At 59.8% G+C, this 17413-nt stretch carries 17 protein-coding genes; all 17 read right to left on the reverse strand.

Annotation, left to right across the window (positions count from 1 at the left end; translation table 11 throughout):
* Nucleotides 1-20 precede the first annotated feature (20 nt).
* The 17 genes from QMX84_RS12280 to QMX84_RS12360 all read right to left on the reverse strand — a co-directional run bounded on the left by QMX84_RS12280 (nucleotide 21) and on the right by QMX84_RS12360 (nucleotide 17200).
* A complete protein-coding gene (locus QMX84_RS12280; protein WP_282363904.1) occupies nucleotides 21-386 on the reverse strand; it encodes an Hpt domain-containing protein in 366 nt (121 codons plus the stop codon).
* Nucleotides 387-416: 30 nt separating this feature from the next.
* On the reverse strand, nucleotides 417-2126 hold the full coding sequence (locus QMX84_RS12285; protein WP_282363905.1) for a fused response regulator/phosphatase: 1710 nt from the start codon (nucleotides 2124-2126) through the stop codon (nucleotides 417-419).
* Nucleotides 2123-2428 (reverse strand): STAS domain-containing protein, encoded by a 306-nt coding sequence (locus tag QMX84_RS12290; RefSeq protein ID WP_282363906.1) that lies wholly within the window; start codon nucleotides 2426-2428, stop codon nucleotides 2123-2125. The genes QMX84_RS12285 and QMX84_RS12290 overlap by 4 nt, the downstream gene beginning before the upstream one ends.
* Before the next feature lie 145 nt (nucleotides 2429-2573).
* Nucleotides 2574-3026 (reverse strand): flagellar export protein FliJ, encoded by a 453-nt coding sequence (gene fliJ / locus QMX84_RS12295; RefSeq protein ID WP_048371419.1) that lies wholly within the window; start codon nucleotides 3024-3026, stop codon nucleotides 2574-2576.
* Between the two features lie 6 nt (nucleotides 3027-3032).
* The gene (gene fliI / locus QMX84_RS12300; protein ID WP_262126159.1) at nucleotides 3033-4391 is read right to left on the reverse strand and encodes a flagellar protein export ATPase FliI; all 1359 of its coding nucleotides are present in this window, start codon (nucleotides 4389-4391) and stop codon (nucleotides 3033-3035) included.
* A complete protein-coding gene (gene fliH, locus QMX84_RS12305; RefSeq protein ID WP_123752029.1) occupies nucleotides 4381-5151 on the reverse strand; it encodes a flagellar assembly protein FliH in 771 nt (256 codons plus the stop codon). The genes fliI and fliH overlap by 11 nt, the downstream gene beginning before the upstream one ends.
* Complete coding sequence (gene fliG / locus QMX84_RS12310) at nucleotides 5152-6174, reverse strand: flagellar motor switch protein FliG (RefSeq protein ID WP_048371424.1); 1023 nt, start codon at nucleotides 6172-6174, stop codon at nucleotides 5152-5154.
* The gene (fliF, locus tag QMX84_RS12315) at nucleotides 6167-7957 is read right to left on the reverse strand and encodes a flagellar basal-body MS-ring/collar protein FliF (RefSeq protein ID WP_048371426.1); all 1791 of its coding nucleotides are present in this window, start codon (nucleotides 7955-7957) and stop codon (nucleotides 6167-6169) included. The genes fliG and fliF overlap by 8 nt, the downstream gene beginning before the upstream one ends.
* A 15-nt stretch (nucleotides 7958-7972) precedes the next feature.
* Nucleotides 7973-8305, reverse strand: a complete 333-nt coding sequence (fliE, locus tag QMX84_RS12320) for a flagellar hook-basal body complex protein FliE (protein ID WP_048371428.1) — start codon at nucleotides 8303-8305, stop codon at nucleotides 7973-7975.
* 291 nt (nucleotides 8306-8596) lie between these two features.
* A complete protein-coding gene (locus QMX84_RS12325) occupies nucleotides 8597-9958 on the reverse strand; it encodes a sigma-54 dependent transcriptional regulator (RefSeq protein ID WP_282363916.1) in 1362 nt (453 codons plus the stop codon).
* A 5-nt stretch (nucleotides 9959-9963) separates the two neighbouring features.
* The gene (locus tag QMX84_RS12330) at nucleotides 9964-11109 is read right to left on the reverse strand and encodes an ATP-binding protein (RefSeq protein ID WP_282363917.1); all 1146 of its coding nucleotides are present in this window, start codon (nucleotides 11107-11109) and stop codon (nucleotides 9964-9966) included.
* A 280-nt stretch (nucleotides 11110-11389) separates the two neighbouring features.
* Complete coding sequence (locus QMX84_RS12335) at nucleotides 11390-12865, reverse strand: sigma-54 dependent transcriptional regulator (protein WP_153351274.1); 1476 nt, start codon at nucleotides 12863-12865, stop codon at nucleotides 11390-11392.
* 179 nt (nucleotides 12866-13044) lie between these two features.
* On the reverse strand, nucleotides 13045-13338 hold the full coding sequence (locus QMX84_RS12340; protein WP_282363908.1) for a flagellar protein FliT: 294 nt from the start codon (nucleotides 13336-13338) through the stop codon (nucleotides 13045-13047).
* 18 nt (nucleotides 13339-13356) lie between these two features.
* Nucleotides 13357-13752, reverse strand: coding sequence for a flagellar export chaperone FliS (gene fliS / locus QMX84_RS12345; RefSeq protein WP_048371436.1), 396 nt, complete (start codon nucleotides 13750-13752; stop codon nucleotides 13357-13359).
* 96 nt (nucleotides 13753-13848) lie between these two features.
* Nucleotides 13849-15210, reverse strand: a complete 1362-nt coding sequence (gene fliD, locus QMX84_RS12350) for a flagellar filament capping protein FliD (RefSeq protein ID WP_153329222.1) — start codon at nucleotides 15208-15210, stop codon at nucleotides 13849-13851.
* Nucleotides 15211-15292: 82 nt separating this feature from the next.
* Nucleotides 15293-15643 carry a flagellar protein FlaG gene (locus QMX84_RS12355; RefSeq protein ID WP_282363909.1) on the reverse strand — a complete coding sequence of 117 codons (351 nt, stop codon included), beginning with the start codon at nucleotides 15641-15643 and terminating at the stop codon, nucleotides 15293-15295.
* Between the two features lie 72 nt (nucleotides 15644-15715).
* Entirely contained in the window at nucleotides 15716-17200 is a 1485-nt protein-coding gene (locus QMX84_RS12360; protein WP_123752024.1) for a flagellin, read from the reverse strand.
* Nucleotides 17201-17413: the final 213 nt, after the last annotated feature.

Consider the following 17413-nt stretch of genomic DNA (forward strand, 5'->3'; position numbering starts at 1 on the left):
GGTTCGGGCCAGTTTTGCCGTCAGTTCCCCGAAAGGTAACTGGAGACGCTCACCCGCTGGCGCTCGGCGCGATACAGCTGGCGGACCATTTGGTATTCGTCATTGATTTCGATGACCAGCTCTTTGATGTCCGCCAGTTGCTTCTTTTGCGCACGCTCTTCGAGCTGACCGCACAACAGCGCCAGGCGGGTGGCGCCCATGTTGCTGCTGCTGCCTTTGAAGCTGTGGGCAACCAACGTCAGGTCGCGGGCTTCCTGGGCATTGTGCAATTGGTCGATACGTTCTTCGGAGTCAGAGAGAAAGGTGTCCAGCAGGTCTGCAAACCCCCCTTCCATCACCTCGCGCAACGAACTGATGACTTGTTCATCCATATGAATATCAGACACTTGTTCACTCCTTGATCAAGAATGCTCGGATTATGCCAGAGCCTCCCATAAAAACTCTACGGTCGCTGTACGACCCTCGTCGGACCACCTTGCGGACGGACACAGCTGACGCACCAGATTCAACCCGCGCCCCGACAAACGGTCGAGATCAAGCGGTCTGGCCTGCATGCTGGCCACGTCAAAGCCCGGCCCGCTGTCTTCTACGTGCAGGGTCAGGCGACCACCCTGGCGCTCGGGGACCACGCACATGGCAACCCGCACGAAACCACTTTTTAACGCAATCAGGCGCTGATTGCGCAATTCGTAATATCTTGCAAAACCTTTAGCGTCCCGCTTGAGCCGTGAATCCAGCCCCAGCACACCATGTTCCAACGCATTGCTGTACAGCTCGGACAGCACTGCATGGATCTGCGCGCCCTGAGCACGCAGGCCGTGCACCTCCATCAGCATATGCAGCAAATAGGGCAGCGGGTTGAACCGTTGCAGCGTCGACGCCCGGAATTCGAAACGGGCGGACCAGTCGAGCGGGCTGCATTGGCCGCTGTCGGTGTAGAGCATCGCGGGCATCCCCAGGCGCTGCGGCACCTGCGAGGTGATCTGCACCATGCTGACGTCATCACGGGTCTGCCCTTGAAACTGTCGCAACGCCTGCTCGACTTCATCGATCAAGTGCTGCGGATCGCGATTGGCCTCCAGCACGCGCTGCAACCGTTGCGCACCAAACAGCTGTTCATCCGGGCCTGTGGTTTCGGTCACGCCATCGGTGAGCAAGAACAGTTGGTCGCCGGGCAGCATGGGCAGCACCCGGGTCGAATGGTCAAACGCCTTGGCCTTCAACACCCCCAACGGCAAATGCTGCGAACTGAGCGCGGTACGCTGCCCCGTGGCCAGGGTGTGCAAATAGCCATCGGGCATTCCCCCGCTCCACACTTCAAGGCTGCGCCTCAGCGCGCTGACACAGACCACGTGGGCGCAGCAGAACATGTCGACCGGCAGGATACGTTTGAGCTTGGCATTCATTTCACGGAGCATTTCGCCCAGCCCGTAGCCTTTGGCCGTCATGCTGTAGAACACCTCAGCCAAGGGCATCGCACCAATGGCTGCCGGCAACCCGTGGCCGGTAAAGTCGGCCAGCAGCAGGTGGGTATCGCCCGAAGGCGTGTGGGCGGCGAGCAGCAAGTCGCCGTTGAACAAAGCGTACGGCGACTGCCGATACTGGATATTCGGGGCGCTCAGACAGCCCTCGTGGGCCACGCGGTCAAACACCGCCTTGGCCACCCGCTGCTCATTGAGCAAATACACATTGTGCCGGGCGATCTGGTCACGTTGCTGCAACACGGTGTCTTGCAAGCGCCGCAGGCGATCCATAACGGTGATCTTGGCGGCCAACAGCATCGGGTTATACGGTTTGAGCAACACGTCATCACCGCCCGCCTCCAGGGTGCGGGTCAATGCATCGGCGTGATTGAGCGAGGTCAGAAAGATGATCGGCACCAGCACTTCACCGGCCAGCGCCTTGATCTGCCGCGTCGCCTCAAAGCCGTCCATCACCGGCATCAGGCCATCCATCAGCACCAGATGCGGGCGCTGCTGGCGGAAAACCTCCACGGCCTCGGCGCCGTTACTGGCCAGCAACACGGTATGGCCCTGGCGCTTGACGATATTGGCCAGCAACAAACGGTCAACGACGCTGTCTTCGGCGATCAATATCGTCAGGCCGCGAGCCTGGGGCGGGTTCACTTGATGTCAAACAACTGGTCGAAATTGGAGATGGCCAGGGTTTTGCGCACATCGTTGCTGCTGTTGACCACCTGGATCTCGGCCTCATCGCCACCGGCGTGATCGCGCAGCAGCAACAGCATGCCCAGAGCGGAACTGTCGATGTAGGTGGCTTCTTTCAAGTCCACGACAATCGAGTCGGGTTTGGGGACGCTCTTTTCGTAAGCATCACGAAAGTCTTGATGCTTGGCAAAATCAAACCGGCCCTTGATGGCGATGGTCAGTTGGTTGCCGTCGGCTGAAACGTGAGAAGTCACGGCCATGGGGTAGCTCCTGGTTCAGGTATCGATTGACCTGAACTATAGACGCTCTGAAAACCTGCGCAGGCTGTAGGAGCGAACTTGTCTCGCGATCTTTTAAAAGATCAAAAGATCGCGAGACAAGCTCGCTCCTACAGGGCATGCGGGGTTAGTAGACTTCTTTGCGCGGCAGGCGCTGGGACAGTTCGTCCATCAGTTTTTGTTCGCGCTTGTCTTCAAGCTGGCGCGCTTCGTCGGCGTAGCGCTGGACCAGTTTGCGCAACCCTTCAACGCGGGCGTAGGCCTGCTGCCAGGATTCGCGGGCTTTGTTGAGGTTGTTTTCATGCCATTGCAGGCTTTGGCGTTGCTGGCCCACCGCGGTTTCAAGCTGGCCCAGAAAGTATTGGTAGTTGCGCAGCCATTGGCCGGTTACGCCCTGGCTGCCGCGCTCGACCCATTGCGCCTGGTATTCGCCCCGGAAATTCTCAAGGTCGCCCAGCTTGCTGTTGGCCAGATTGACCTGGCCCTGAAAGTGGCCCAATCGCTGGGCGGCTGCCTTTTCAGTTTTTTCGGCCATTTCGACCACCGGCGCCAGACGCGCTGCCCTTCCTCCGCTCGCCATAATCGATTAACCACCCGCTGCCGGGGCAAACAGGCTGGCCAGGTGGCCGCCGCTTTCGCCCAGGCTGATGTTGTCGTTCAGACCTTGGCGCAGGTACGCGACCATGGCCGGTTGCAAAGCAATGGCGGTGTCGGTTTCACGGTCACCACCGGCCACGTAGGCGCCCACGCTGATCAAGTCCCGCGCTTGCTGGAAGCGTGACCACAGTTGTTTGAATTGCTGCGCCCGGCGCATGTGCTCGGCGCTGACCACCGACGGCATGACCCGGCTGATGGACGCTTCAATGTCGATGGCCGGGTAATGGCCCTCTTCGGCCAAACGCCGCGACAGCACGATGTGCCCGTCAAGCACGCCCCGCGCCGAGTCGGCAATCGGGTCTTGCTGGTCATCGCCCTCGGACAACACGGTATAAAACGCAGTAATCGAGCCACCCCCGGCCTCGGCATTACCGGCGCGCTCCACCAGCTTGGGCAGCTTGGCGAACACCGACGGCGGGTAGCCCTTGGTTGCAGGAGGCTCGCCAATGGCCAGGGCAATTTCCCGCTGGGCCTGAGCAAAACGGGTCAGCGAGTCCATCAGCAGCAGGACGTTTTTACCCTTGTCGCGAAAATATTCGGCAATCCGCGTGCAGTACATGGCCGCGCGCAAACGCATCAGCGGCGCATCGTCGGCGGGCGAAGCAACCACCACAGAACGCTTGAGGCCTTCTTCACCGAGGATGTGCTCGATAAATTCCTTCACCTCACGGCCCCGCTCACCGATCAGGCCCACCACGATAATGTCGGCCTCGGTAAAGCGCGTCATCATGCCCAGCAGCACGCTCTTGCCCACGCCGGTACCGGCAAACAGGCCCAGACGCTGGCCACGGCCGACCGTCAATAATCCGTTGATGCTGCGAATGCCCACGTCCAGCGGCACGCTGATGGGGTCGCGCTTGAGCGGGTTGATGGTCGGGCCGTCCATCGGCACCCAGTCTTCGGCTTTCATCAAGCCTTTGCCGTCCAGGGCCCGGCCCGCGCCGTCGAGCACCCGGCCGAGCATGCTCATGCCCATCGGCAAGCGGCCGGTGTCGGCCAAGGGCACCACGCGGGCACCTGGCGCGATCCCGGCCACGCTGCCCACCGGCATCAGGAAGATTTTGCTGCCGGAAAAACCCATCACTTCGGCTTCGACTTCAACCGGGTGAAAGAGGTCGTCGTTGATCACCAGGCAGCGGCTGCCCATGGCGGCACGCAGGCCTTCGGCTTCAAGGGTCAGGCCGACCATGCGCAACAGCCGCCCTTCGACCACCGGCTGGGCCGGTAAAGACACCGCCGGGGCGTAGCCGCTCAGGCGCTTGGCGAAGCTGGTGCGCTTAAGGTGCATGGGGCTGGTCCAGGTCGACGTCGATGTCCGGCGCGGCCGGGTGCAGCGACTGCTCGTGCAGTTGGTCAAACATCTGGCTCATTGCCAGTTTGATCCGCGTTTCGATGCTGGCGTCGATGCGGCTGTGTTCGGTTTCGATGCGGCAGCCGCCCGGTTGCAGGCTGTCGTCTTCGACAATTTTCCAGCGTTCGTCATGACGCTCGCGCAGGGCCTTGATCTGGTCAAAGTCTTGCGGGTTGATAAACAGGCGGATGTTGTCGGCGCCCATCGGCAGCAGCTTCAAGCCGTCGCGCAGCACTTGCTCGATGTGGCTAGAATCGGTTTTGAGCTCGCGCTGGATCACCAGCCGGGTCATGTGCTCGACCAGCCCGACCATGGCTTTTTCAAGCTGCTGGTCCTGCTCGGCCAACGGCGCCAGCAGGCTGCCCATCAAGCGCTCCAGGCTGGCGACCTTGGCATTCAAGGCCACTTCGGCTTCCTGGCGTACTTTGAGCTGGGTACTGTGAAACCCTTCTTTTTCGCCGGTGGCAAAGCCTTCGTTCCAGGCTTCCTGGCGAATGCTTTCTAGCTCTTCGAGGGTCAGCGGCTGGACTTCTTCGAGCGGCACTTCTTCGCTATCGGCGGGCAGTTCTTCAACCGGTTCCGGCTCGGGCTCTTCGGGTTCTTCCTGCCAGGGGTCAAAACTGGGCAGCCCCCATACGTCGAAAGCACCGACATCCTTGGCGCGGATTACATCCCCGGGTGACTCGCCGTTGCTCACTTAGATCATCTCTTCGCCGCCCTTCCCGCCGAGAACGATTTCTCCGGCTTCGGCCATACGGCGGGCAATGGTGAGGATTTCTTTTTGCGCGGTTTCGACGTCGCTGACGCGCACCGGGCCTTTGGCTTCCAGGTCGTCGCGCAGCAGCTCGGCCGCGCGCTTGGACATGTTCTTGAAGATCTTGTCCTGAACGTTGTCGTCCGAGCCCTTGAGCGCCAGCACCAGCACGTCCGAAGACACTTCGCGCAGCAACGCCTGAATGCCGCGGTCGTCGACATCGGCCAGGTTGTTGAAGACGAACATCAGGTCTTCGATCTGCCCGGACAGGTCTTCGTCGATGTCGCGGATCGAGTCCATCAACTGCGCTTCCATCGAGCTGTCGAGGAAGTTCATGATGTCGGCGGCCCGCTTGATCCCGCCCAGCGAGGTACGCGCCGCGTTGGAGTTACCGGCGAATTGCTTCTCGAGGATCTGGTTGAGCTCTTTCAACGCCGCCGGTTGCACGGTGTTGAGCGAGGACACGCGCAGGATGATGTCCAGCCGCGCCTTCTGGTCAAAATGGCCGAGCACTTCGCCCGCCTGATCGGGGTCGAGGTAGGCCACCACGATGGCCTGGATTTGCGGGTGTTCGAAGCGGATCACGTCGGCCACGGCGCGCGGCTCCATCCACTTCAGGCTGTCAAGACCGCTGGTGTTGCCGCCCAGCAGAATGCGGTCGATCAGGCCATTGGCCTTGTCTTCGCCGAGGGCCGAGGTGAGCATTTTGCGGATGTAGCTGTCAGAGCCGACGCCGAGGCTGGTCTGATCGCCGACGATTTCGACGAACTCGCTCATCACCTGCTCGACTTGCTCACGGTGCACGTTGCGCATTTGCGCCATCGCCACACCCACGCGCTGCACTTCTTTGGGCCCCATGTGCCGCAACACTTGCGCGGCATCGGCTTCGCCCAGCGACAGCAGCAAAATGGCTGCCTTGTCGACCCGGGTCAGCTTGGCATTGGCGGCAGCTCGGTTATCACTCATCGGCGTTGATCCACTCTTTGACGACCTGGGCCACGCGGCCCGGGTCTTCGGCTACCAGACTCTTGATGGCATTCAGTTGTGCGTCATAGCCTTCGCTCGGGCTTGGCAACATGATGCTTTGCGGCCCGCCCAGGCTCACGCGATCGTTTGCCAACTCACCGTCCAGACCGCCCATGCCGGCCATTTCGGCATCGCTGCCAATACCCGCCACCTGCTTGTTGCGGCCGTTGCCGGTGATGTTGTTGAGCACCGGGCGCAGCACGCCGAATACCAGCACCAGAATGAACAGCACGCCCAGCACTTGCTTGACCACATCCCAGAACCAGGGCTGCGAGTAGAACGGAATATCAGCAATCACTTCGCCGCGCTCGGAGGAGAACGGCACGTTGATCACGCTCACGCTGTCACCGCGGCTGGCATCAAAGCCCACGGCGTCCTGCACCAGGCGGGTGAAGCGCGCCAATTGATCGGCGCTCCACGGCGTGCGGGTGACTTCGCCGTTGGCCGGATTGACGATGGCCTGATCATCGATGACCACGGCCACCGACAAACGATTGACTTTGCCCTGCTGCTGTTTGGTGTGGCTAATGGAGCGGTCGAGCTCAAAGTTGCGGGTCGACTGCGAGCGCTTGTCGGCCGGGTACGGCGCCAGCATCGGCTGGCCGGTGGCCGGGTCCATGATTTGCTGGCCGTTGGCATCCAGCAGCGGCTGGCCCGGTTGCACCATGCCTGCACCCGCCGCTCCGGCCTGGCCGGTTTGCTGCGGCGCGGTGGCCGGGGCTGGCGGCTGATTGCTCAATGCCCCCGGTACGCCTTGCGGGCCGTTGCTGGCGGTGCGTTGTTCGTTGGTGGATTGCTCGCTGCGCAAGGCCGGCTGGTCAGGGTTGAACTGCTCGGAGGTGGACTCGACCGAGCTGAAATCAACGTCTGCCGACACTTCGGCCTTGTAGCGATCATTGCCCAGCACCGGTTGCAGGATGTTGTGCACGCGCTGGGTGAGCATGCCTTCCATGCGGCGGCTGTAATCAAATTGCTTGCCGGCCATGGTCAGTTCGGAGTTTTCCGCCTGATCCGAGAGCAGGTTGCCCTTTTGGTCGACCACGGTGACCTGGGACTTGATCAATTCCGGCACGCTGGTGGCCACCAGATTGATGATCGCCATCACCTGCCCCGGCTCCAGCGAGCGGCCGGGGTACAGTTCAACCAGCACCGAGGCGCTAGGCTTGCGCTCATCGCGCACGAACACCGAGCTTTTCGGGATCGCCAGGTGTACGCGGGCAGCCTTGATGTTGTTGAGGCTGGAAATAGTCCGCGCCAGTTCGCCTTCCAGACCACGGCGATAGCGCGTGGCTTCCATAAACTGGCTGGTGCCCAGGCCCTGGTCTTTGTCGAGGATTTCGAAGCCGATGTTGCCGTCTGAAGGGGTGACGCCTGCGGCTGCGAGCTTGAGCCGCGCGCGTGAGACGTCATCGGCCTTGACCAGCAAGGCGCCGGAATTGGGTTCAACGGTGTAGGCAATATCGGCGGCGGCCAGGGTTTCCATGACCTGCTTGGCGTCCATCCCGGCCAGGCTGCCGTACAGCGGCCGGTAATCGGGCTGTTGCGACCACAACACCACGGCAAAACCGATTGCCACGCTCGCCGCCAGACCGACCATAAGGCCGACCTGACGCAACATGGTCATCTCGGCCAGGTTGTCCAGAAAGGACAAGCCGAACAGCGGCCCTTTGCCGCCACCCAGGCCTGACTTGGCCGGAACGTTTTCCGGAAGTGCATCTGCCATGACTTAATATCGCCCTTAAACCGGCATCTGCATGATGTCTTGGTACGCCTGAACCAGCTTGTTACGCACTTGCGTGATCGCCTGGAAAGACACGCTGGCCTTTTGCGAGGCCACCATCACGTCGGTCAGGTCGACACCGCTTTTACCGATTTCAAACGCGTTGGACAGCTGCGACGACGCTTGTTGCGTCTCGCTGACCTTGTTGATCGCGTTGCCGAGCATGTCGGAGAAGCTCGGTGCACCCGCTTCAGGAGCGGCCTGCACAGCCGATTTCGGTTGAGCCATGGCGTCCATTTGCATGGCCCGCATATCCAACATCAATCGATTAAATTCAATACCTTGGCTCATGGACTATGGCCTCCGCCGACCCGCATTTTTTTGACACTTTCACTGCTCGTAGTGAGGTATAGCAACAAGGGTGCCAGCTCTTTGTCGTTTTCGCACGATTAACGTTACAAAACATCGCAAAGGATAGGTTGAACATCAAAAGCCCCTCTCCCTAGCCCTCTCCCGGAGGGAGAGGGAACTGACCGGGGGATACCGGTGCTTCGCTGCAATCTGCAAGTCGTGCTCTGAATCCAGAAACACCCGAGATAAAGCTCCCTCTCCCTCCGGGAGAGGGTTGGGGTGAGGGGTTTTTCAGGTTGCGGCAAACAAGTACGCCTCGACATCCATCCCCGCATCACGCATTTGCGCCAGCTTGTAGCGCAAGGTGCGCGGGCTGATGCCCAGGCGTTCGGCCGCTTCTTTGCGCCGCCCCCGCTCGGCTCGCAAGGTGTCGATGATCATTTCAAACTCATGGCGACGCAGGTCGTCGCCCAATACGCCGGACGACTCGACCGGCGCCACCGCAGGCAGCGGCGCATAGGTCACCGGCCCGGCCAGGCAAAAGTCGGCCGCTTCTATCAAGCCGCTTTGTTGCAGAATCAGCGCCCGCTGGATCGCGTTGTCCAGTTCACGCACGTTGCCCGGCCACGGGTAACCCACCAGACACGCCTGGGCTTGCGCCGAGAAACGCACCGGGGCGTGTTTCATTTTGCTGATGTGCTTGGCCAGCAGCCGCTCGGCCAACGGCACGATATCGGCGGTGCGTTCGCGCAACGGGCGCCAGGCCAGCGGGAACACCGACAGCCGATAGTACAAATCTTCGCGGAAGCGCCCCGCCGCCACTTCCCCGGCCAGATCACGGTTGGTGGTGGCGATCACGCGGATATCCAGGGCAATCGGTTTACGCCCGCCCACGCGCTCGACTTCACGCTCCTGCAACACCCGCAGCAACTTGGCTTGCAGGCCCAGGGGCATTTCCGAGATTTCGTCGAGCAGCAAGGTGCCGCCATCGGCCTGTTCAAACTTGCCCGCCTGCGCTGCAATGGCGCCGGTAAACGAGCCTTTTTCGTGGCCGAACAAGGTGGCTTCGAGCATGTTGTCCGGGATCGCCGCGCAGTTGATCGCCACGAATGGCTGATCGACCCGGCTGGAATGCTGGTGGATGTAACGCGCCAGCACTTCTTTACCGGTGCCCGACTCCCCGGAAATCAACACCGTCGAGTCACTTTTGGCCACCCGTGCCGCCAGCGCCAACAGCTGCGTGCTGGCCGGTTCAACCGCCACCGGGCCTTCGCTGTCAGCCGCGCCCAGGCTGCCCAGCGCATGGCGCGCCACCAGATCAAGCAAGGCCTTGGGTTCAAACGGCTTGACCAGGTAATCCGCAGCGCCCTGGCGCATGGCATCTACGGCGCGTTCTACCGCGCCGTGGGCGGTCATCAACAGCACCGGCAACTGCGGATGGCTGGCGCGCAGGCGGCCCAGCAGTTGGTGGCCATCCATGCCCGGCATATTGACGTCGCTGACCACCAGGCTGAATGCCTCGCCCGCCACCGCGTGCAGCGCTTCTTCGCCGGAACCGACGGCCTTGAAGTCATGACCGGCTAATAACAACGTGTCAGCCAGCGCTTCACGCAAGGCGCGGTCATCCTCGACCAGCAGCACTTTGATTTGCATCGCCATCAGTTAGCCTCCCCTGCAACGGCAATCAGCGGCAAGCTGAGCAAGGCACAGGTGCCTCGCCCCAGCCGCGAACGTAAGCCCAGATCACCCTGGTGCGCACGCACCACGGCGGTGACCACAGCCAGACCGAGCCCGGTGCCGGTGGCCTTGGTGGTGAAAAAAGGTTCGCCCAAACGCTCCAGCACTTTGGGTTCGATGCCGCTGCCGCTGTCGCTCACGCACAGGCGCAACTGGTTGTCGCGGGCATATAAGTGCACCTTGAGGCGCACCGCACCGGCTTGCAGGGCGTTTTCGATGAGGTTGAGCAACGCGCCCACCAGCGTGTCGCGGTTGCACAGCACCAACCCGCCGTGCACATCGCACTGCCAACGCATTGACACACCCTCAACGTGGGTCTGTGCCGCTGCCTGCAATGTTTGCATCAAGGCCTTGGGGGAAACCCGATCCGCCAGCGGCAGTTCGCCACGGGCAAACACCAGCATGTCGCGCACCTGGTGTTCCAGTTCGTGCAGGCGCTCTTTCAAGCGCCCGGCAAAGCGCTGCTGGGTTTCGACCGGCAGCGTTTGTTCAGTCAAATGGCTGGCGTAGATCAACGCCGCCGACAAGGGCGTGCGGATCTGATGCGCGAGGGAGGTGACCATGCGCCCCAGCGACGACAAACGCTCATGCCGGGACAGCTGGTCTTGCAGGCGCCGGGTTTCTGTCAGGTCGTTGAGCAACACCAGTTGCCCCGGCTCCGGGTCCAGCGAGCGGGTGGCAATCGACAGGCGACGGCCGTCTTTAAGCGAGATTTCATGGCCATCGTCTTCACGCGGCGCAAAGCTGCGGGCAATCACCTGGCGCCACAACTCACCTTGCAGCGGCAGCCCCAACAGCTCGCACGCCGCCGGGTTGGCCTCGCTGACCAGGCCGCGATCGTCGATCACGATAACGCCGCCGGGCAGCAAGTCCAGCAGGTGCTGCAAGCGATTGGCCAGTCGCTGGTTTTCTGCCAGCTCAGCCACGCGCCGCTCACCGGCCAGCGCCAGCTCGCCTTTAAGCTCTGCAACCCGGGCTTCCAGCAGGCTGTAGGAGTCGGTCAACTGGGTCGACATCTGATTGAACAGCGAGAACGCCTGCTCAAGCTGCGCCGCGTTGGCGGGCATATTGCTCAGAGACGCGGCAGCCCCTGCGAGATCAGGGACCGAGGACTGTTGGGCGGCGTGGGGCATGGGACGTTCTCGCTTGGCTGACCGTCATAAAACGGTTCGTTAACCCAAGCAAAGCAATACCCGTGCCCGAAAAATAACATTGGCGAACTGAAGGGGGATGTGTTGATGCAGATCAAAGGATTGAAACTGGACCTTGTAGGAGCGAGCTTGTCTCGCGAGCTTTTAAAAGATCAAAAGATCGCGAGACAAGCTCGCTCCTACAGTTAGGGCGGGGTTAGTCGTCGCCCTGCTCTTCACCTTCGCGGCGGCTCATGCCGTATTTGCGCATTTTTTCAACCAGGGTGGTACGGCGGATCCGCAGGCGTTCGGCCGCACGGGCGACGATGCCGTTGGCGTCGTCCAGCGCTTGCTGGATCAAGCCTTGTTCCAGCCCGCCCAGGTAGTCCTTGAGGTCCAGGCCTTCGGGCGGCAGCATCGCGCCGGTGGTGAAGTCCGGCGTGTGGCTGTTGATGGCCACGCGTTCTTCCATGTCACTGCGCAGGCTGTCGACCAGATGCTCGTCTTCATCGTCGACATAGCGGAATTTTTTCGGCAGCTCTGCCACGCCGATGACGCCATAGGGATGCATGATCGCCATGCGTTCAACCAGGTTGGCCAGCTCGCGGACGTTGCCCGGCCAGGCGTGGCGGCACAGCGACATGATGGCGCCCGAGTTGAAGCGGATCGAGCCGCGCTTTTCGTGTTCCATGCGTGAAATCAGCTCGTTTAGCAGCAGCGGAATGTCTTCCACGCGCTCGCGCAAAGGGGCCATTTCAATCGGGAACACGTTGAGGCGGTAGTACAAGTCTTCGCGGAAGGCGCCGACCTCGATCATGCTTTCGAGGTTTTTATGGGTGGCCGCAATGATCCGCACATCGGCGCTTTGGGTCTTGTTGCTGCCCACGCGCTCAAAGGTGCGCTCCTGCAACACCCGCAGCAGTTTCACCTGCATCGGCAGCGGCATGTCACCGATTTCATCGAGGAACAATGTGCCGCCATTGGCCAGTTCAAAACGCCCGGCGCGGCTGGTGATTGCCCCGGTGAACGCGCCCTTTTCGTGCCCGAACAGCTCGCTTTCAAGGAGTTCTGCCGGGATCGCCCCGCAATTGACCGGCACAAACGGCGCATCGCGGCGCTTGGAATGGTAATGCAGGTTGCGCGCGACCACTTCCTTGCCGGTCCCGGACTCGCCGAGGATCAACACGCTGGCATCGGTATCGGCTACTTGCTGCATCATCTGGCGCACGTGCTGAATCGCCCGGCTGGTGCCGACGAGGCTGCGAAACAGGTTGGGTTCACGATGACGACCGCGCTCGCGGGCCTGATCGTACATTTCACGATAGACCTGGGCACGGTGCAGCGAATCGAGCAGTTTGCTGTAGCTGGGCGGCATTTCGAGGCTGGACAGCACGCGGCGACGCTGGTCGTCGGGCAGCTCGGTCGAAGAAATATCACCTAAAAGCAGAATGGGCAGGAACTCATCCCAGGCTGCGAGTGTCTTAAGCAGGCTTGAGATTCCGCCAGCAGCGCTCACCGTGCCAATCAGCACGCAGAGCACCTCACGGCTGGACGACAAGCCTGTAACCGCCTGCTCCCACTCGTGACTAGGGCTGGTTAAATTCTCTTCGCCGAGAAAACTTAAAATTACCGCCAGGTCATGGCGGCGGACGCTATCGTCATCGATCAGCAGAATTTTGGTTTCACGCCACATGCAATAGCAACTTCCCTAGTCAACTCAGCGCTCCGGATAATGTGGAGCACACTAGCCGCCTCGATCCTGTTGGATGTGTGAGGCGACTGAAACAGAATACGTACTAGTTAAGTCAAAAAAACATACACAGTCAAATTTATGGCGCCGCTTAAACGGATTAACCCTATACTTCTTATGCCTTAACCGAACAAATGGTAAACCTTTGAAGCATTTTTTGCTTGGTTGATCTGCGCCATTTGCTCGACCACCAGTTGTCGCTCGTCCGTAGCAGCCTCCAGCAGCATGCGATACACCACCAACAACCCCTCCAGATTTTCGCGCAGCACCGCTTCGTCCAGCGGGCTTTCGTCGAGTACTGTCTCAACACATTCACGGCACGCCGAGTCCAGCTCGCCGATGGCATCCCAATTGCGCGCGGCCAGGGCATCGATCAGCGCGTCGCGGGTTTCTTGAATTCGTTGCAGTTGGCTCATGACGCACTCCTCAGGCCATTAGATTGATTGCGGGGCGATCTCGTCCCAGCCGCTTTTCACCGTGATTAGCAGGCGCGCGACTTCGTCGATGATTTCAGGATCGTTTTTGATATTGGCTTGGGTCAGACGCACGGCCATGTATTCGTACAGGTCATCGAGTTGCTGCAGCGCCGCCTTGTCGTCGGTCTTGTCAGCATCCAGGCCCTGACGCAAACCGCCAATAATGTCGACGGCCTTGGTCAGCAACAGTGCCTTCTGCGGGATATCACCACGGCTCAACGCACCTTTGGCCTGGGCCATGCGCTCCAGGCCGCCTTCCATCAGCATTTGAATCAAGCGATGAGGGCTGGCTTCGGAAATTTGAGCGTGGGAATTGACCTTCTGATACTGACGAAGGGCGCGCATCGGGTTCATGTTTCTACCTCATCACAAATGGGCTAAGTCTTACTTCTTATGTCGGCGCCGGGGCTCAAAGCTTTAGCGCTCAAGCCGCACCAGATGCCCGAAAAATCAGTTATTCGACTTCGGGTTATTCAGCGAATTGAGCGTGGTCATGATGCTGGAACTGCTGGCGTTGATCTTCGCGATCAGGCCGTCCATTGCCGTGTATTTGGCGGTGAGCGTGGTTTTCAGCGTGTCCATGCGGCTGTCCAGCGCTTTTTGCTGCTCGGTCAGATCGGTCAACTTGGTGTTCAAGTCGGCGGCACGGGTGGTCAGCAGCCCGCTGGTGCCGACATAACTGTCCGTGGCCTTGGTCATGCGCGTGATCAAACCGGTGTCGCCGGTGAACACCTTGGCAATCTCGGTCGGACCATTGGGGGTCGCCACTGCGGCGTTCCACTTGGTGTCATCCAGGGTCAGCAAACCGGTTTTCTGATCGGTACTGATGCCCATTTGCGCCAGGTTGCCCACGGTGGAACCGCCGGAGTTTTGCAACAGTTCGCTACGAATGCCGTTGACCAATTGGCGCATCGACGAATCACCGGTCAACGCACCGGTTGTGGTCGTCGCCGCATCACCGGTTGCAGTGACTTTGGTCTGGGTGTTGATGCTGGTCATCAGTGCGTTATAGGCACTGACAAACGACTGCACCGATGTCTTCAAGGTGGTGGTGTTGGACGCCACGGTAATGGTCGACGGCTTGGTGTCCAGCAACTCAAGGCTCACACCACTGATGGCCGAGGTGATTTTGTTGCTCTTGGACTCCATGGCAATGTTGTCGATGGTGTACTCGGCGTTGACCGGCGGTTTTCCGGCGTCATAGCCAGTTGCCAGCTCAGAATCGCCACTGAGGGTAATGTCCGTGCCCTTACCGGTGGTTTGCGAACTGATGACCAGACGCGAGCCGTTGGCGTCGGTCAGCACGTTGGCGCTGATGCCCTTGGATTGCAGCTGCGTGTTGATTGCGTCACGGGTCTGCTGCATCGTCGCACCCGCCGGGACCTTGACGTCGTAACTGCTATCGGACTGCGAAATGGTCAGCGTGGTGTCTTTGCCGCTGGAGTTAACCACGGCAGAACTGCCTTCGAACACCTTGCTGGTGACCTTTGAAGCAGTGGCCAATTGCGTGACGTTAAGCGCATAGGTACCGCTTGCGGCTTTGTCGCCCAGGGTGACCTTGGAAATTTTCTCGTCAGAAGACGTGCCCGCAAGCCCGTTAAAACTGGCTTCCGTGTTGAGTTTGGCGATGGCCGCACGATAGGTATCAAGCGACGCCTTGACCGTGCCCACCGCCGACAGCTGGGTGGTGGTCGTGGTTTGCAGCTTGGTGATTTGCGCCTGCTTGGGGGCTTTTTCAGCATCCACCAACGCTTTGACGATCCCTACCGTATCGAAACCCGAACCGACGCCGGTAATCGTTGAACTGGCCATCTTTATTCTCCTTGTTCGGTGGCTGTCGCTTTATTGGCTAAGAACAGCGAAGCCACAAACACCATCACATTTCATGCCACCTTCAAACGCTGGCGTTAAAAAGCAGGCTGTTGGGGTCTGCCAGATTTTGCGCCAACTTGAGGGCCACTTCTGAAGGTAGCTGGCGAATCACTTCACCGCTTTGGGTGGCGATGACCTTGACCACCATGATGCCGGTGGTGTCATCAATCGAAAAATCCAGCTGACGCTGGTGAGACTGCGCGAAGTCGCGTAAATCACTGACCGCTTTTTCAACCTCGATACGCTCAGGCGGTTTGCCTGGCGGCACGATGTCACTGGCATCAGCCCTGGCAAGGGCAGCCGGTGCTGGCGCGGGGCTGGACGGCCCGACGGCGGTTGGGTAGGCGGAATTCAGTTTGATGCTCATGTCCATGTCATCACCTCACCACTGAAAAAACAAAAGGGCACGTAAACGCGCCCTTCCGTTATCAACCGCGCGCTGAAATTACTGAAGCAGCTTCATCACAGCGGATGGCAGTTGGTTCGCCTGAGACAGGATCGCGGTGGACGCCTGTTGCAGGGTTTGTTGCTTGGTCAACTGAGCAGCTTCCGATGCGAAGTCAGTGTCCTGAACACGGCCCAGAGCAGCGGTCGAGTTCTCGGAAATGCTTTGCAGGTTAGCCACGGTGCTGTCGAAACGGTTTTGTACGGCACCCAGTGCAGCACGTTGAGTATCGATCTGCTCGATCGCACCCGACAGCGCCTGGATGGTTTTCTGAGCCGAGTTGGCGTCCAGAATGCTCAGGTCAGCAACGCTGGATTCTTGGCTGACGGCTTTTGTAACACCAAGATTCGGCGCAGTACCAACAGCGGCAGCAGCATCCAGACCCAACTCTTTCAGACCCGATGCGGTGCTGCCATTGCCAACCTTGATGTCCTTGGTGGAGAACAGACTCAGTGTGCCATCATCCTTCAGACTGGCTGTTACGCCGGTGCTTGCACTGTTGATGGACGAAACAACATCAGCAATGGACGAATTGGCAGCGAATTTGATATCGGTACCGTTCAGGTTGATAGAGGACGCTTCGGCAAGCTTAGGAGCGCTCGTGCCGGCTGCCAGGCCGATCTTGCTCAGTGCACCTGCACCATCAGCACCGTCACCGTTTTCCAGCTTGATGGATTTACCGTCAAGCGAAGTCAACTGCAGACGACCTTCTACTACTGTTGCTTTAACCCCGGTACCAGGTACAGGTGGTGTGTCAGCGCTATCAGCAGTCGCCTTGTTAATTTCACCAGCAACTGCTGTCGCATCAGCCAAAGCGGCTGTCAATTTAATGGTAGTGCCATTGATTTTGATATCTGCAGCACTGCCCAACCCCGCAGTACCATCAGCAGCACCAGGATAAGTCACAGCCTGACCCGTTACCGAAGCCGTCAACGAAGTCTTGGTACCCGCAACAGTGGCTTCGCTCGAAGTACCCTTCAACGATGCAGCACTGATGTCGGTCATGCCGAAGGTGATGGTCTGGTTAGCATCCGCGCCGACCTGGAAAGATTGGTTCTGGAACGAACCGTCCAGGATGTTACGGCCACCGAAGGTGGTGGTTTGAGCAATACGGGTCAGCTCACCGGTTTTAGCCGTGAATTCTTGCTGCAGCGCAGCACGGTCGTCGGCGCTTTTGTCACCGTTGGACGCTTGCAGGGCCAGTTCACGCAGACGTTGCAGAATGTTGGTCGACTCTTGCATCGCGCCTTCAGCGGTCTGAGCAATCGAGCTGGCGTTGTTGGCGTTGGCGATCGCTACGGTCATGCCTTTGGTCTGCGAAGTCAGACGGTTGGCCATTTGCAGGCCAGCGGCGTCGTCTTTGGCGCTGTTGATTTTCAGGCCGGAAGACAGACGGGTCATCGAGGTGCTCAGCGCATCACCGGCTTTGTTCAGGTTTTTCTGAACGGTCAGGGACGTGACGTTGGTGTTTACGGATAAAGCCATGACGAAATCCTCATTAGATAAATACTGCGGCTTCCGGCCCTGGCAACCGCCGGGTGTGGCCTAGAGAACCTTCGTAATAGTTATCGTCGTGATGGCAGGATGCTTGAGGGCTTTTTTGATTTTTTTTACAGGCGGGGTTTCATGCCTTGTGTTTCAAGGGGTTGCGCATTGCCTGTAGGAGCGAGCTTGCCTCGCGATCTGTTGATCTTCTAA

Origin of the sequence: Pseudomonas sp. PS01297, assembly GCF_029959305.1 — a bacterium.
GTDB lineage: Bacteria > Pseudomonadota > Gammaproteobacteria > Pseudomonadales > Pseudomonadaceae > Aquipseudomonas > Aquipseudomonas helleri.

What these genes read in the sequence shown, in the direction of transcription:
- QMX84_RS12340 (WP_282363908.1), bottom strand. Translation starts at nt 13,338, where the DNA reads ATGAGCCAACTGCAACGAATTCAAGAAACCCGCGACGCGCTGATCGAT.
- fliI (WP_262126159.1), bottom strand. Translation starts at nt 4,391, where the DNA reads ATGCACCTTAAGCGCACCAGCTTCGCCAAGCGCCTGAGCGGCTACGCC.
- QMX84_RS12335 (WP_153351274.1), bottom strand. Translation starts at nt 12,865, where the DNA reads ATGTGGCGTGAAACCAAAATTCTGCTGATCGATGACGATAGCGTCCGC.
- QMX84_RS12360 (WP_123752024.1), bottom strand. Translation starts at nt 17,200, where the DNA reads ATGGCTTTATCCGTAAACACCAACGTCACGTCCCTGACCGTTCAGAAA.
- fliJ (WP_048371419.1), bottom strand. Translation starts at nt 3,026, where the DNA reads ATGGCGAGCGGAGGAAGGGCAGCGCGTCTGGCGCCGGTGGTCGAAATG.
- QMX84_RS12325 (WP_282363916.1), bottom strand. Translation starts at nt 9,958, where the DNA reads ATGCAAATCAAAGTGCTGCTGGTCGAGGATGACCGCGCCTTGCGTGAA.
- QMX84_RS12290 (WP_282363906.1), bottom strand. Translation starts at nt 2,428, where the DNA reads ATGGCCGTGACTTCTCACGTTTCAGCCGACGGCAACCAACTGACCATC.
- fliD (WP_153329222.1), bottom strand. Translation starts at nt 15,210, where the DNA reads ATGGCCAGTTCAACGATTACCGGCGTCGGTTCGGGTTTCGATACGGTA.
- fliE (WP_048371428.1), bottom strand. Translation starts at nt 8,305, where the DNA reads ATGAGCCAAGGTATTGAATTTAATCGATTGATGTTGGATATGCGGGCC.
- fliS (WP_048371436.1), bottom strand. Translation starts at nt 13,752, where the DNA reads ATGAACCCGATGCGCGCCCTTCGTCAGTATCAGAAGGTCAATTCCCAC.
- QMX84_RS12330 (WP_282363917.1), bottom strand. Translation starts at nt 11,109, where the DNA reads ATGCCCGCCAACGCGGCGCAGCTTGAGCAGGCGTTCTCGCTGTTCAAT.
- fliG (WP_048371424.1), bottom strand. Translation starts at nt 6,174, where the DNA reads ATGAGTGATAACCGAGCTGCCGCCAATGCCAAGCTGACCCGGGTCGAC.
- fliF (WP_048371426.1), bottom strand. Translation starts at nt 7,957, where the DNA reads ATGGCAGATGCACTTCCGGAAAACGTTCCGGCCAAGTCAGGCCTGGGT.
- QMX84_RS12355 (WP_282363909.1), bottom strand. Translation starts at nt 15,643, where the DNA reads ATGGACATGAGCATCAAACTGAATTCCGCCTACCCAACCGCCGTCGGG.